15 protein-coding genes and 1 CRISPR repeat array are annotated in these 12626 nt (G+C 71.4%); of the genes, 8 read left to right on the forward strand and 7 right to left on the reverse strand.

Annotated elements, in window-relative coordinates:
• Positions 1 to 31: 31 nt before the first annotated feature.
• The 5 genes from UIS43_RS16955 (at position 32) to UIS43_RS16975 (ending at position 5025) form a co-directional block, all read left to right on the forward strand.
• Positions 32 to 736 (forward strand): response regulator transcription factor, encoded by a 705-nt coding sequence (locus tag UIS43_RS16955; protein ID WP_013155663.1) that lies wholly within the window; start codon positions 32 to 34, stop codon positions 734 to 736.
• A complete protein-coding gene (locus UIS43_RS16960) occupies positions 720 to 2915 on the forward strand; it encodes an ATP-binding protein (RefSeq protein ID WP_370010794.1) in 2196 nt (731 codons plus the stop codon). Before UIS43_RS16955 ends, UIS43_RS16960 begins: the two co-directional genes overlap by 17 nt.
• Positions 2916 to 3131: 216 nt before the next feature.
• Complete coding sequence (locus tag UIS43_RS16965; protein ID WP_370010796.1) at positions 3132 to 3806, forward strand: hypothetical protein; 675 nt, start codon at positions 3132 to 3134, stop codon at positions 3804 to 3806.
• Positions 3803 to 4426 (forward strand): sensor domain-containing protein, encoded by a 624-nt coding sequence (locus UIS43_RS16970; RefSeq protein WP_370010798.1) that lies wholly within the window; start codon positions 3803 to 3805, stop codon positions 4424 to 4426. The genes UIS43_RS16965 and UIS43_RS16970 overlap by 4 nt, the downstream gene beginning before the upstream one ends.
• Positions 4423 to 5025 (forward strand): hypothetical protein, encoded by a 603-nt coding sequence (locus UIS43_RS16975; RefSeq protein ID WP_071623042.1) that lies wholly within the window; start codon positions 4423 to 4425, stop codon positions 5023 to 5025. Before UIS43_RS16970 ends, UIS43_RS16975 begins: the two co-directional genes overlap by 4 nt.
• Positions 5026 to 5029: 4 nt before the next feature.
• Here the strand turns inward: UIS43_RS16975 and UIS43_RS16980 are convergent, their stop codons facing one another.
• From UIS43_RS16980 to UIS43_RS17010, 7 genes are all read right to left on the reverse strand, one after another.
• On the reverse strand, positions 5030 to 5860 hold the full coding sequence (locus tag UIS43_RS16980; RefSeq protein ID WP_358169472.1) for an ABC transporter permease: 831 nt from the start codon (positions 5858 to 5860) through the stop codon (positions 5030 to 5032).
• The gene (locus UIS43_RS16985; RefSeq protein WP_370010800.1) at positions 5857 to 7047 is read right to left on the reverse strand and encodes an ATP-binding cassette domain-containing protein; all 1191 of its coding nucleotides are present in this window, start codon (positions 7045 to 7047) and stop codon (positions 5857 to 5859) included. Before UIS43_RS16985 ends, UIS43_RS16980 begins: the two co-directional genes overlap by 4 nt.
• A gap of 147 nt (positions 7048 to 7194) precedes the next feature.
• On the reverse strand, positions 7195 to 7428 hold the full coding sequence (locus tag UIS43_RS16990; protein WP_094805139.1) for a BldC family transcriptional regulator: 234 nt from the start codon (positions 7426 to 7428) through the stop codon (positions 7195 to 7197).
• 110 nt (positions 7429 to 7538) lie between these two features.
• Complete coding sequence (locus UIS43_RS16995; protein WP_013155670.1) at positions 7539 to 7814, reverse strand: hypothetical protein; 276 nt, start codon at positions 7812 to 7814, stop codon at positions 7539 to 7541.
• On the reverse strand, positions 7811 to 8059 hold the full coding sequence (locus tag UIS43_RS17000) for a hypothetical protein (protein WP_232238560.1): 249 nt from the start codon (positions 8057 to 8059) through the stop codon (positions 7811 to 7813). Before UIS43_RS17000 ends, UIS43_RS16995 begins: the two co-directional genes overlap by 4 nt.
• Entirely contained in the window at positions 8059 to 8220 is a 162-nt protein-coding gene (locus UIS43_RS17005) for a hypothetical protein (protein WP_370010803.1), read from the reverse strand. Before UIS43_RS17005 ends, UIS43_RS17000 begins: the two co-directional genes overlap by 1 nt.
• Positions 8217 to 8654 carry a hypothetical protein gene (locus UIS43_RS17010; RefSeq protein ID WP_370010805.1) on the reverse strand — a complete coding sequence of 146 codons (438 nt, stop codon included), beginning with the start codon at positions 8652 to 8654 and terminating at the stop codon, positions 8217 to 8219. The genes UIS43_RS17005 and UIS43_RS17010 overlap by 4 nt, the downstream gene beginning before the upstream one ends.
• A 182-nt stretch (positions 8655 to 8836) precedes the next feature.
• On the opposite strand from UIS43_RS17010, the gene UIS43_RS17015 reads away from it, so the two are divergent.
• From UIS43_RS17015 to UIS43_RS17025, 3 genes are all read left to right on the forward strand, one after another.
• Entirely contained in the window at positions 8837 to 9673 is an 837-nt protein-coding gene (locus tag UIS43_RS17015) for a helix-turn-helix transcriptional regulator (protein ID WP_174546143.1), read from the forward strand.
• A gap of 6 nt (positions 9674 to 9679) precedes the next feature.
• Positions 9680 to 9871, forward strand: a complete 192-nt coding sequence (locus UIS43_RS17020) for a DUF397 domain-containing protein (protein ID WP_174546144.1) — start codon at positions 9680 to 9682, stop codon at positions 9869 to 9871.
• A 68-nt stretch (positions 9872 to 9939) separates the two neighbouring features.
• A CRISPR array of direct repeats spans positions 9940 to 10457; the repeat unit is 27 nt; unit sequence GGACCATCCCCGCGTGCGCGGGGAGCA.
• Between the two features lie 345 nt (positions 10458 to 10802).
• A complete protein-coding gene (locus UIS43_RS17025) occupies positions 10803 to 12569 on the forward strand; it encodes an ABC transporter ATP-binding protein (protein ID WP_370010808.1) in 1767 nt (588 codons plus the stop codon).
• Positions 12570 to 12626: the final 57 nt, after the last annotated feature.

The raw sequence follows: 12626 nt of genomic DNA on the forward strand, positions 1-12626 counted from the left end.
CGACCGGGCCGGAAGCCGATCGGAGGTCACCGTGTGCGCGCATGTGCTGGTCGCCGAGGACGACGTCAACCAGGCCGACCTGATCCGGCGCTACCTGGAGCACGAGGGGCACTTCGTCCGCGTCGTGCACGACGGGCGCGCGGCGGTCGCGGCGCACCACCGGGACCGCCCCGACCTGGTCGTCCTCGACGTGATGATGCCGGTCATGAGCGGACTCGACGCGTGCCGGGCCCTGCGGGCGGAGTCCGACGTGGCGGTGCTGATGCTCACCGCCCGCTCCACCGAGGAGGACCTGCTCACCGGGCTCGACCTGGGCGCGGACGACTACGTGACCAAGCCCTACAGCCCGCGTGAGCTGATGGCGCGGGTGCGCACGCTGCTGCGCCGCTCGCGCAGGGACCCCGACGACGCGGACCGGGTGCTGCGCGCGGGACCGGTCGCGGTGGACCCGTCGCGCCACGCGGTGCGGGTGGACGGGGTCCCGGTCACGTGCACGCCCGCCGAGTTCCAGCTGCTCGCCGCGCTCGCCGCCCAGCCGGGCCGGGTCCTGACGCGCGCCCAGCTGTTGGAGCACATCCACGGCATGAGCCGGTTCATCACCGAGCGCACCATCGACGTACACGTGAAGAACCTGCGCCGGAAGCTGGAGCCGGACCCGCGCAGGCCGGTGCGGCTGGTCACCGTGTACGGCGTGGGCTACAAGCTCGTCGGGAAGACCGATGACCGGTCGGCGTAGGGGCGCGCTGCGGCACAGCCTGCTGGCGCGCCTGCTGGCGAGCTCGGTCCTGGTGGCGGTCTGCTCGATCTTCGCGACGGCGTGGCTGGCGGTGCAGAGGACGTCGGAGTCGCTCACCGTGCAGCAGGGGGAGACCCTGGCCGTGGACACCCGCATCCACGACACGCTCGTCGCCTACGCCGCCGCCCACCCCGGGTGGGACGGCGTGGGCGAGACGGTGGGGCGCCTGTCCGAGGAGACGGGGCGGCGGATCGTCCTGACCACCGAGAACCGCGGACTGGTCGCGGACTCGGCCCAGGAGGCCCGGCCGCTTCCGCCGCGGACGACCTCGGTGGTCGATCCGCTGGCGGTGGACGTCACCCTCGCCTCCGACGTCACCGGGCGCATCGACCCCCGCGCGGTGGGGCCGTTCGCGCTGCCGGAGACGGAGCGGATCCGGCTGGCCGAGATCGCGGAGAACACCGCCGACTGCCTGCGCGACCTGTACGGGTTCACGGTGGAGGTGGAGGCCGGGCCGAGCGGACGCCCCGCCGTCACCGTGGCCCAGGCGAACCGGTACGCGTGGCTGGACTGCGGGCTGGAGAGGCTGGAGGAGCCGACCGACGGCGAGCGGGAGGCGCTGGAGGAGCTGAACGGCCTGGTCAGGACCTGCCTGGGCGTGGAGGCTCCCGAGGACGCGGAGGCGGAGTACCGGATGGACGGGGCCCTCGGGGTTCCCGTGGCGCTGCCCTACGGTGCGCCCGAGGATCCCACGGGGTTCGCGACGGACTCCGGGGGCTTCGCGGACGAGGCCCGCGCCCCGCGCGATCCCTCGGCGCCCGGGGAGGAGGCGGTCGCTCCCGGGGAGGTGCCGGACGACCCCGGCGGCGAGGAACCCGTGCCCGTGGAACCGTCCGAGGAGGTCCGGGACCCGGCCGGGGGCTCGGGCGAGCCTCCTGTTCAGGACGGACCGGCGCCGGTGGAGCAGTCGCCGTGGTCCCCGGAACCCGCGGAGGACCAGCCCCCGGGAACGGTTTCCGCGGAGACGGGCGGCTGGGGGTCCGGGGCGCCTCCCGAGCCGCCGCGCTTCGACGCGCGCACCTCCGCGTGCCTGGACTCCGCCCGGCGCGAGCAGCTGGACCCCTACGTGGCCCCGGCGGCGCTGCTGTTCACCGACGACCCCGAGGCGGAGGCGTCGGGCGTCGTGCCGCTGACCGGCGAGGGCCTGGTTCGGGTGTTCGGCGTGGTGCTGCTGGTACTGGTGCTGACGGTGGTGGTGAGCGTGGCGGTGTCCACGCGGCTCGTCCGCCCGGTGCGCGCGCTCACCGACGCGGTGCGGCGGATGCGGGAGGGGCGGGGGGACTCGCGGGTGGAGGTGCGCGACTCCGGTGAGCTGGGCCAGCTGGCGGACGCGTTCAACGAGATGGCTGAGCACCTGGAGCGGTTGGAGAAGCAGCGCCGGGCGATGGTCAGCGACGTCTCGCACGAACTGCGGACGCCGCTGAGCAACCTGCGCGGCTGGCTGGAGGCGGCCCAGGACGGGGTAGCCGACCTGGACCGGGAGCGGATGGGGATGCTGGTCGGCGAGACGCTGCTGCTCCAGGACATCGTCGACGACCTCCAGGACCTGGCGCTGGCGGACGCGGGCAAGCTGCGGCTGTCCCCGGAGCCGGTGGACGCCGGGGCGCTCGTGGAGCAGGTGGTGGACAGCCAGCGGCTGAGGGCCGCCGGGGCCGGACTGCGGCTGGTGGCGGAGGCCGGGGACGAGGCCGGGCATGAGGCCGGGGACGTGGTGGTCGTCGCCGACCGGACCCGGCTGGTGCAGGTGGTCGGGAACCTGCTGGGGAACGCGCTGCGGCACACCCCGGCGCCCGGAACGGTGACCGTGCGGGCGCGCCGCTCGGGCGGGGAGGCGGTCGTCGAGGTGGCCGACACCGGTGTGGGCATCCCGGCGGAGGACCTGCCGCACGTGTTCGACCGGTTCTGGCGGGCGGACAAGTCGCGCAACCGGCGTACGGGAGGGAGCGGGCTGGGGCTGGCCATCGTGCGCAACCTGGTGGAGCTGCACGGAGGGTCGGTGGCGGTGGAGAGCGTCGTCGGTGAGGGGACGACGTTCACGGTGCGGCTGCCGTTGGAGGGACCGCGAGGGGTGGAGGAACCGGAATGGCCCGAGGGATCGGAGTGGCTGTCGGAGGACTGAGGGGGTGCGGAGAGCTGAGGGGGTCACGCCGTTAACCGCCGGGGCCGGAAAGCGGAGCCCAGCGCGGCAGCCGGTGACGGTGGACCGTACATGGAAACGCGTGCCCGGCCGAAGGCGGCCACGCCGCGCCCGGAATGCCCTGTCTCGTCTAGGATTCGGGCAGGCGCGGCACCGGCCCGACCGCGCTTCCCCCTGCCCCGGGCCCGTGGAGGATGCGTGCACCAGCCCCCCAACGTCCGCCGCCCGAGTTACACGGACCTGTACGGTCCGAGGTTCGGCGCGATGATGGTCTGCTGGATCACGTCCTTCCTGCTCCTCGTCATTCTTGTGGTGGTGAAGGGCCTCCATGTCGTCATGGGGGATCTCGCCTGGTTCGGCGTGGCCCCCGCCTGGGCGGACGCCGCCGCAACCTTCTCCGACACACTCGGGACCGCCTTGTTGGTCCCTCTTCCCCTGCTCAACGTCCTCGCTCTGTTTCTCACCGCCTCCTTGGACGCGGTGCACCCGAAGAACCTGCCTCCATGGGCAACGCGCGAACAACTGCGTGAGGCGCGGGTCCTGTCGAGCAACGCCGTCATGGGCGGTGACCCCTGGACGAACTTCCTCGCGCGTGTCCACGCCGGAGTCCACCTCAGGTCCTTCGGTTGGGTGTTGCCCCGTTGGGGGCTGGTCAGCTATCTCGTCCTGAACGGGCTGATGATCGGCAACGGTGTGTTCCTGCTCGTTCTAGGGTTCCGGCACGAGGACCCCGCCCTCATAGCGATAGGTCTGAACAACATTTCGCTCTTCGCCGGGTTCGCCGTCTTCGCTCTGGCTCTCAGGGCCCGGCGCCAGCACATGCGCGCCTTCTGCGACCTCTACGACGCGGCCCAGAGACGGACGGTCCGATGAACCAGCAGCGTCCTTCCCTGTTCCTCCGTATCCGTGTCTACGCCCACCGGAACCCACGTGGTTACGCGATCCGCGCCGGCCTCGCCGGCGGCCTCTTCTTCGGTGCGTTCACGGGGCTCTTCTGGGCCTTCTTCCTCCAGTCCGTCGGGGACAGCGCCGTGTGGGCCCTTCCGTTCGGGGCGGTTTCGGGGGCCCTCTTCGGCGTTTTCATGGCCGTGGTCATCGTCAGATCGCTTCCTTCGACCCCTCTGCCTCCAGGCACCGACCGGGCGGGGATGCGCGAGGCCGCGCGACTGGTCCGCGGCGGAGTCCCCGGTGCCGATCCCCTGGTCAACCAGATCGCCCGACACCAGGCCGAGGCGGTTCTGCGGCAGCAGTACTGGCCGAAGACCATGTCCGCCATCTTCGGCATGGGACTAGCGCTGAACCTGTGGTCGGCAACGATGAGCACCACCGGCCTCGGGCTCTGGGGCAACGTCGTGGGCCTCGTGGTGTTCCCCCTCATGCTGTTCGTGGCGATGCCGCTCACCGCACGCCAACGCAGACGGGCCCGGGCCTTCCTCACCGTGTTGGAGGAAGGCCCGGGCCCGAACCCGGACGACGGAAAGACGAACCGATGAACCAGCAGCGTCCTTCCCTCTCCTACCGCTTGCGTCTGTACGCCCACCAGAACCCGCAGCGGTACGCGGTTCGCTCCGGGGTCTTCGGCGGCATCTTCTTCGGCTGCTTCACGGCGCTCTTCTTCGCGTTCTTCCTTCTGGTCGTCGGGAGCAGCGCGCTGTGGGCCTTGTTGATCGGTGGTCTCTCGGGAATCGTCTTCGGGCTGGTCATGGGGGTGTTCGCCAGGCGGATGATTCCCGAGGAGCTTCTCCCGGACGTCAGCAACGCCCGCTTGCGCGCGGCCGGTCGGCTGGTTCGCAGCGGGGTTCCCGGAGCCGATCCTGAGATCAACCAGATCGCCCGGCACCAGGCCAAGGCGGTCCTGAGAGCGCCCTACTGGCCGAAGACCATGGTTGCGCTCTTCGGTCTGGGCTTCGCGTTGAACCTGGGGGTGGCGTTCACCGATCCCGGACCTTTGACCTGGGCCCGCGTCGTGAACCTCGCTGTGCCCGCCCTCGCGTTGTTCGTGCTGGCGCCGCTCATCGTCCGCAACCGCAGGCGGGCCCGGGCCTTCCTCGCCGCGTTGGAGGAGGACCCGGGCCCGCGCCCGGACGCCTGAGCCCTCAGCGGCCGAGCGCCCGGAACCGCCGTACGCACAGCGGGAAGAAGACCGCTGTGAGCACCAGCGGCCAGACCACGGCCATGAGCACCGCGTTCTGCGCGATCCAGCTCTCCCCGCCCCACCCCGGGTTGCCGAACAGCTCCCGGGTGGCGGCGACCGTGGACGACAGCGGGTTCCAGTCCGCGACCGCGCCCAGCCACACCGGCATGGACGCCGTCGCCACGAAGGCGTTGGACAGGAAGCCCAGCGGGAACTCCAGCATGTGCACGGCCCCGAGGGCGCCCTCGCCCCGCACGGCCAGGCCCACGTAGACGCCGACCCACACCAGCGAGAAGCGCAGCAGCAGGAGCAGCCCGATCCCGGCGGCGGCCTCACCGGTGCCGCCGTTCCACTGCCACCCCACCAGTAGACCGCACAGGACCAGCAGGACCAGGGTGATCGCCGACCGGAGCATGTCCGCCGCGCACCGGCCCACCACGACGGCCGAGGGCGCCATGGGCATGGAGCGGAACCGGTCGGTGACCCCGCGCGCGGCGTCCTGGGACACGGCGGTGACCGTCTCGCCCACCCCGAAGACCATCGCCATGGCGAACATGCCGGGCATCAGGAACTCCCGGTAGTCCCCGCCGCCGGGCACGGTCATCGCCCCGCCGAACAGGAACCCGAACATCAGCACCATGACCACGGGGAACAGCAGTCCCGCGACGAGCTGACCGGGCTGGCGCAGCCAGTGCACGACGTCGCGCCGGGCGATGGTCCACCCGTCCGCCAGCGCCCAGCGCAGCCGGTCGGCGGGCGCGGACACCGCGCCCTGGATGACGGTGTCGTTCATCGGCTCTCCCCCACTCGGTCGTCGCTGTCCTCGTGCTCTCCGCGCTCGCCGTGGTCCCCGCGGTCACCGCGTTCCCCGCGAACGTCGTGACCGTCACCGCCACCGGCGTCGCGGTCACCTCCGTCACTGACGTCACGGCCGCCACCGTCGTCACTGACGTCACCGCCGTTACCGGCTTCACCGACGCCCTCACGGCCACGGCGGTCCCCGTGGCCGTCGCGGTCGCCGCGGTCGCCTCGGTCCTCATGACCGCCGGTCAGATGCAGGAAGACCTCGTCCAGGGTCGGACGGCGCAGCGCGACGTCCTCCACCTCGATCTCCTCCTCCTCCAGCGCCCTCACCACCTCGGTGAGGGCCGCGACCCGGTTCCGAACACCGACGCCGATCCGACGCGCGTCGGCCTCGACCTCGGGCCGCTCTCCGCTCACCCGGCCGATGAGGGCGGTGGCCCGGTCCAGCGCGGCGACGTCGTGGAGCACCACGTCGAGCCGGTCGCCGCCCAGCTGGGACTTGAGCTCCTCCGGCGTGCCCTCGGCGACGACGCGGCCGGAGTCGACCACCGAGATCCGGTCCGCCAGTTGGTCGGCCTCCTCCAGGTACTGGGTGGTGAGCAGCACCGTGGTGTCGCCCGCCACCAGGGCGCGGACGGCGTTCCACACCTCGTTGCGGCCCCGGGGGTCGAGTCCGACGGTGGGCTCGTCCAGGAACAGCACGGGCGGGGACAGGATCATGCTCGCGGCCAGGTCCAGGCGTCGGCGCATGCCGCCGGAGTAGGCGCTGACCGGCTTGCGTCCGGTGTCGGCCAGGCGGAAGCGTTCCAGCAGCTCGTCGGCCCGCGCGGCGGCGCGCCGGGCGCCCAGGTGGTAGAGGCGGCCGAACATCTCCAGGTTCTGCCGTCCGCTGAGCACCTCGTCCACGGCGGCGTTCTGGCCCACCAGTCCGATACTCCGGCGGACCGCGTCCCCCTGGGAGGCCACGTCGTACCCGGCGACGCGCGCGGTGCCCTCATCCGCGCGCAGCAGCGTGGCCAGGACGCGTACGGCGGTGGTCTTGCCCGCGCCGTTGGGGCCGAGCAGCCCGCACACGCTGCCCGCGGGCACGTCCAGGTCGAACCCGCGCAGCGCCCAGCTCTTCCCGTAGCGCTTGCCCAGACCGCGCGCGGTGATCGCGCCTCCGGTCGTGTTCACAGCGTTCCCCTCTCCACGCTTGTCGTACGCCGTACAGTACGGCCTACGATCCAGGGAACACAAGGGGATCGGAGATAATTCCGTACGGCGTACAGAATCTTTTTCCCGGGCCGGACACGCGGTGTCGGCTCCGCCGTGTGCGCGGGTTCAGGTGGTGGGCGGCTGGTCGATCCAGAGCAGTCGGCGGACCTCGGCCGGGTCGAAGCGGAGGTGGCCGCCGGGGGTGCGCACCACGGGGATGCGCCCCTGTGCGACCCACCGGTTCACGGTCCTGGGGTTGACCCTGAACATGTCGCCCACCTCGGCCACGGTGAGCAGGTAAACGGGCAGGTCGGCATGGGATGCGTGGGGCTTGCGGGGTGCGTGGGGTGTGTTGGGCACGGTTGTCCTTCGTCGGGGGTGGAGGCGGGGCGAGAAGCAGGAGGTGACAGGAGGTGAAGGGTGGAGGGTCGCGCGCCGGGAGGCTCGGGGCCGCCCGGCGCGCGACCGGTTCAGGGAGTGCGCTGCCGGGGGATGACCGGTGGCTTCTCCAGCGGTGACCTCCACACGACCGGGTGGAGGCGGTGGTGCTCCCAGGGGGTGCGGCACACGCGAACCTGTGTGCCCTGCTGGGCTCCGTAGACCTCCTCGTGCTGCCAGGTCGAGCCCAGGTAGCGGACCCTTACCCCGTGGGCGCGCGCCCAGGCGTGCAGGGCCTCCCTGCTCTCGACCTCGCGCACCTCGAACACGGTCCTCGGTTCGCGGCGCGGCTCGGGTACGGCGGTCATGGCTCACGTCCCGGCCGTTGACCGGACTCGCTCAACTCGCGGGCGGCCTGCTGAGCCAGGCGGGCGAGCTTCTCCAGGGCGGCGACCCGCGCGGCGCGGCCGTGCGCGCTCCAGCCCGGGGAGAGGTCGACGTGGCAGGCGGCCACGGCCAGGGAGGCGAGGGAGCCGGAACCGTTGGCCTCGCGGCACAGGCGGACGTCGTCGCACGTCAGGTCCGTGACGGTGACGGCGGTGGTCGCGGACATCATCGCTTCGCCTCCCGGAGTACCTGGTGCGCGGCGGCGCGCACGATCGGGAGGGCGCCCGTGGCGACGCTGACCCATGCCGTGGGGAGCACGGTCAGGAAGGGACGGGTGCGGCGGCTGCGGCTGCGGCTGCGGCGCGACCGGAAGGCGAGGGAGTTCACGCCCGCACCCCCTCGAAGGTTCGGGCGGCCTGAATGGCTTGGGTTGTCTGGGCGGTCTGGGCGGTGTGCCACTGGCGGACCACGGCGGCGAGGTCGGTGAGGTCGTCGGACGGACGCGGGCGTGGGAGCGGCACGGCTGGGGCGATGACGTGCAGGAGGTCGCCGCCGAGGTGGTCGGGGGCGGGTCGCTTGTCTGCTCGTTTCTGCTCCCATGCCCGGTAGTAGGACGGGATGAGGTCGCGCTCCACCGGGGGTTCGACGGGCTCCGGAGGAGGGGGCGGCGGGTCCTGCCACTCCCAGCGGCGGCGCACGGGCGGGCGGCTGCGCGGGGCTTGGATTCGAGCGGGAGGTGGCGCGGACCGCGTGTGGCGGCCCTGGGCGGGCGGGGCTACCGCCCGCCACAGCATCACGAAGAACTGGATCAGGTATCGCACGAGGCGACTCCTCTCGGCTGCCGGGTGGGAAGCCCGGCAAGGACTGAGTAACCTCATGATGCAACTAGGATTCCAAGTTTTCAAGGTTGGGATTCCTAGTTGTACGCTTACGCCCGATATCCAGTTACAGGATTCCTAAAATGTCCCTCTCTGACCGACGACGATCTACGATCAGGGGCATCATGGCCACCAGGTACTCGCCAACCATCCGACGACGTCGCCTGTCCGCTGAGCTGCGACGCATCCGCCAAGCCGCGCGCATGACCAGTGAGGAAGTCGCGAAGGCCGCCGAGCTGTCCAAGTCGACGTACTCCAACATCGAGTCCGGCCTCAAGCAGCGCCCGAAGCTCCCGGAAATCCGCGCCATTCTGAACGCCTGCGGGCTGTCACCCGGCCGCGAGTACGAGGAGATCCTCGACCTGTGCCGCCAGTCCCTCGAACGCGGCTGGTGGAACCGGTACCGAGACGTCCTGGCCGCGAGATATGTGGGCTTCGAGACCGAGGCCAACGCGATCTCCACGTGGGAACCTGTGGTCCTGCCCGGCCTGCTCCAGGTGCCGGGCTACATAGAAGTCATCGCCCAAGCCGCGCTGGCCCAGCCAGAGGACATCCGACGCGCCATCGACGCGCGCATGACCCGACAGCGCATCCTGGACGATGAGGACGCACCGGAACTGTGGGCCATCTTTGACGAGACCGCACTTCTGAGGCTGGAGCAGCACCCGATGGTGCGCCAGGAGCAGATCCGGCACCTGCTGGAGATGGCCGAGCACCCGAATGTGACACTCCAGGTGACGCGCGCGACCCAGCTCAACGCGGGAAGCGGAGGCCCCTTCGTGATCCTGGAGTTCCCCGAATCGGTCGATCCCACGGTGGTCTATTTGGAAACGGACACCGATGGGATCTACTTGGAGGAGCCCGACGAGATCGCCCGCTACAGAAACCTGATGAACCACCTGCGCCTGGCCGCTCTCCGTCCCGGCGAGACGATCGACCACCTTCGACAGATGATCGAGTAGAAGACCATGACCTCAGTTCCCACACCGCTCAACTTCCGCAAGTCGAGCTACAGTCAGCCCACCTCCGGCAACTGCGTCGAGGTCGCGGAAACCGGCACCGGGGCCGCCGTCCGTGACACGCAGAACCGTCACCTCGGTCACCTGGAGGCGCCCTCAGCCGAGTGGGCAGCGTTTCTCACCAGCGTCCGTTCCCGGTAACACGCGTAAAGGGGCCGCTAGCGTTCTCCGCTGGCGGCCCCTTCTCAGTTCCTACAAAACCTGCTCACTGGACCATCCCCGCGTGTGCGGGGAGCAGGGGGGGCGTCCGGCAGTGCGGACGGCGGACCGAAGGACCATCCCCGCGTGCGCGGGGAGCACAAACAACACACGCAACAGTACGTTGATGTAATGGGACCATCCCCGCGTGCGCGGGGAGCAGCATCTTGCGCCGGGCGATGACCGGGTCCCCGGGGGACCATCCCCGCGTGCGCGGGGAGCAGACCGTCACCAAGTCGGCGGTGTTCAAGGGCCTGGGACCATCCCCGCGTGCGCGGGGAGCAGCTGGCGCTCCACGGGGCCCATCTGGCGGGCCAGGGACCATCCCCGCGTGCGCGGGGAGCAGGGTGCTAAGAACGGGGCCGTTATTGACCGGCTGGGACCATCCCCGCGTGCGCGGGGAGCAGGCTCGGCGTGGCCCGCGCCACCGCCCAGAGCCGGGACCATCCCCGCGTGCGCGGGGAGCAGCGACCGTCCCGGTAGACCTCCGCGCGCTACCAGGGACCATCCCCGCGTGCGCGGGGAGCAGACTCGCTGAACTGGGAATTTACCAGCGGCAAGCAGCCAAATTTCCAACTTCCCGAGAAACAGACATTTCACCCACAAAGCCGAGTCCGAACCATCCCATGGTTCCACACACGGGACCGGCACACTCGCCCAGCTGGACGGGATCGCGGATAGGCGCTCTTGCTCCTCTTGCGAGTTTTGTTACTGGTGTTCCCGGTGTTATTGGAGAGGTTTCACGGACACGGAAAAAGGCACTCCCCGGAGTTTTCCACAGAAGTAGGAGGTGCCTTCCGGCGCGACGGCGGTCCTGTTTTCATGAAGGGGAAAGAGCGAGAACCGCTGATCCGACGATCCGAACGGAGGCCCCGTGACCGGTACCGAGGCGGCGCCCGCCCCCCGCACGTCCGCCGCCGCGACCGGCCCGCGTCCGCGCGTGCCCGACCCCGGCACACCGGACGCCCGGGGCCCCTGGCGCTACCTGTGGTGGCTCATCGCCTCCCAACCATGGCGAGTGCTGGCCGGAGCCTTCTGGGGAACCGTCTGGATGACCGGCCTCATGGTGACCCCCTACCTCCTCTCCCGCGCCGTGGACGACGGCCTGCGGGCCGGGGACCGGGGCTCCCTCCTGCTGTGGGCGGGCGCGCTGGCGGGCGCGGGGATCCTCAACGCGGCCGTGTCGATCATGCGGCACCGCACCATGACGCTCGTGCGGATGGACGCCTCGCTGCGGACCATGCGTGTGGTGGCCAGACACGCGGCCCGGCTGGGCGCGACGCTGCCCCGGCGGCTCTCCTCCGGGGAGCTGTCCACCATCCAGGTCCTCGACGTGGGCCGGATCGCGCAGATGCTCACCATGACCGGTCCGGGGGTCGGCTCGGTGATCGCCTACGCGTCGGTCGCCGTCCTGCTCCTGACCGTGTCCCCTCTACTGGCGGCGGTCGTGCTGGTCGGCGTACCCCTGCTCGTCCTCACCCTGGGACCGCTGCTGCGCGGCCTGCGCGGCGGACAGAGCGGCTACCGGGAACGGGAGGGACTGCTGACCGCCCTGGCGGGTGACATCGTGGCCGGGCTGCGCGTGCTGTCCGGCATCGGCGGCAGGGACCGGTTCGCCGCCCGGTACCGGGAGCGCTCGGCCTCGCTGCTGCGCCAGGGGCACCGGCTCGGCGCGACCAACAGCTGGTTCGAGGCGGTCAGCTCCTGCCTGCCGGTGGTCTTCCTGGCGGCCGTCACCTGGATCGCCGCCCGGCTCGCGGTGTCCGGGGAGATCACCGTGGGGGAGGTGGTCGCCGTGTACGGCTACGTGGCCGTGCTCATCATGCCGGTGTTCTTCCTGGTGGAGGCGGCCAGCGACCTCACCCACGGCCACGTGTCGCTGGAACGGGTGGTGCGGGTGCTGCGGTCCGGGCCCGATCTGTCGGAGGGCGGCGGCGCGGCTCCCCCGGAGGGGCCCGCCGAACTGGTGGACCCCGGGAGCGGAACGCGGGTGCCGCCGGGGTCGATGACCACCCTGGTGTCGCTCCGTTCCGGGGACGCGGCGCTGGTCGTGGACCGGCTGGGCCGCTACACCGACTCCGACGCCACCTGGGGCGGTGTGCCGCTGCGCGACATGGACGTGGAGCGGGTGCGCGACCGCGTCCTGGTCGGCGACAACGATTCGTACCTGTTCGCCGGTCCGCTGCGCGAGGTGGTCGCGGTGCACGGCGGCCGCACCGACGAGGAGGTCATGGAAGCGCTGCGGACGGCCGGGGCGCTGGACGTGGTCTCGTCCCTGCCCGACGGGCTGGACTCGGCGGTGGAGGAGCAGGGCCGCAACCTGTCCGGCGGGCAGCGCCAGCGGGTACGGCTGGCCCGCGCGGTCCTGGCCGAACCGGAGGTGCTGCTACTGGTCGAACCCACCTCGGCGGTGGACGCGCACACCGAGGCCCTGGTCGCGGCCCGGCTGTACGAGGCGCGCGAAGGGCTCACCACCGTGGTCGCGAGCACCTCGCCGCTGCTGCTGGCGCGGGCGGACCGGGTGGTGCTGCTGGACGAGGGGCGGGCGGTGGCGGTGGGCACGCACGGGGAGCTGGTGGCCACGCGGCCGGACTACCGGGAGCTGGTCCTGCGCGGAGCGGACGAGGGGAGCCGGTCGTGAGCACCGAGACAGGGAAGGGCACAGAGACCGGCGGGAGCGCGGACGCCGGAAAGGAGA

The sequence above is a fragment of the Nocardiopsis sp. LDBS0036 genome (genome assembly GCF_041228755.1).
Taxonomy (GTDB): Bacteria; Actinomycetota; Actinomycetes; order Streptosporangiales; family Streptosporangiaceae; genus Nocardiopsis; species Nocardiopsis dassonvillei.

Bases quoted from the DNA above. Each gene is read 5' to 3' on its own strand.
- UIS43_RS16960 (WP_370010794.1), top strand. From the start codon at position 720: ATGACCGGTCGGCGTAGGGGCGCGCTGCGGCACAGCCTGCTGGCGCGC.
- UIS43_RS16970 (WP_370010798.1), top strand. From the start codon at position 3,803: ATGAACCAGCAGCGTCCTTCCCTGTTCCTCCGTATCCGTGTCTACGCC.
- UIS43_RS16975 (WP_071623042.1), top strand. From the start codon at position 4,423: ATGAACCAGCAGCGTCCTTCCCTCTCCTACCGCTTGCGTCTGTACGCC.
- UIS43_RS16980 (WP_358169472.1), bottom strand. From the start codon at position 5,860: ATGAACGACACCGTCATCCAGGGCGCGGTGTCCGCGCCCGCCGACCGG.
- UIS43_RS16995 (WP_013155670.1), bottom strand. From the start codon at position 7,814: ATGACCGCCGTACCCGAGCCGCGCCGCGAACCGAGGACCGTGTTCGAG.
- UIS43_RS17000 (WP_232238560.1), bottom strand. From the start codon at position 8,059: ATGTCCGCGACCACCGCCGTCACCGTCACGGACCTGACGTGCGACGAC.
- UIS43_RS17015 (WP_174546143.1), top strand. From the start codon at position 8,837: ATGGCCACCAGGTACTCGCCAACCATCCGACGACGTCGCCTGTCCGCT.
- UIS43_RS17020 (WP_174546144.1), top strand. From the start codon at position 9,680: ATGACCTCAGTTCCCACACCGCTCAACTTCCGCAAGTCGAGCTACAGT.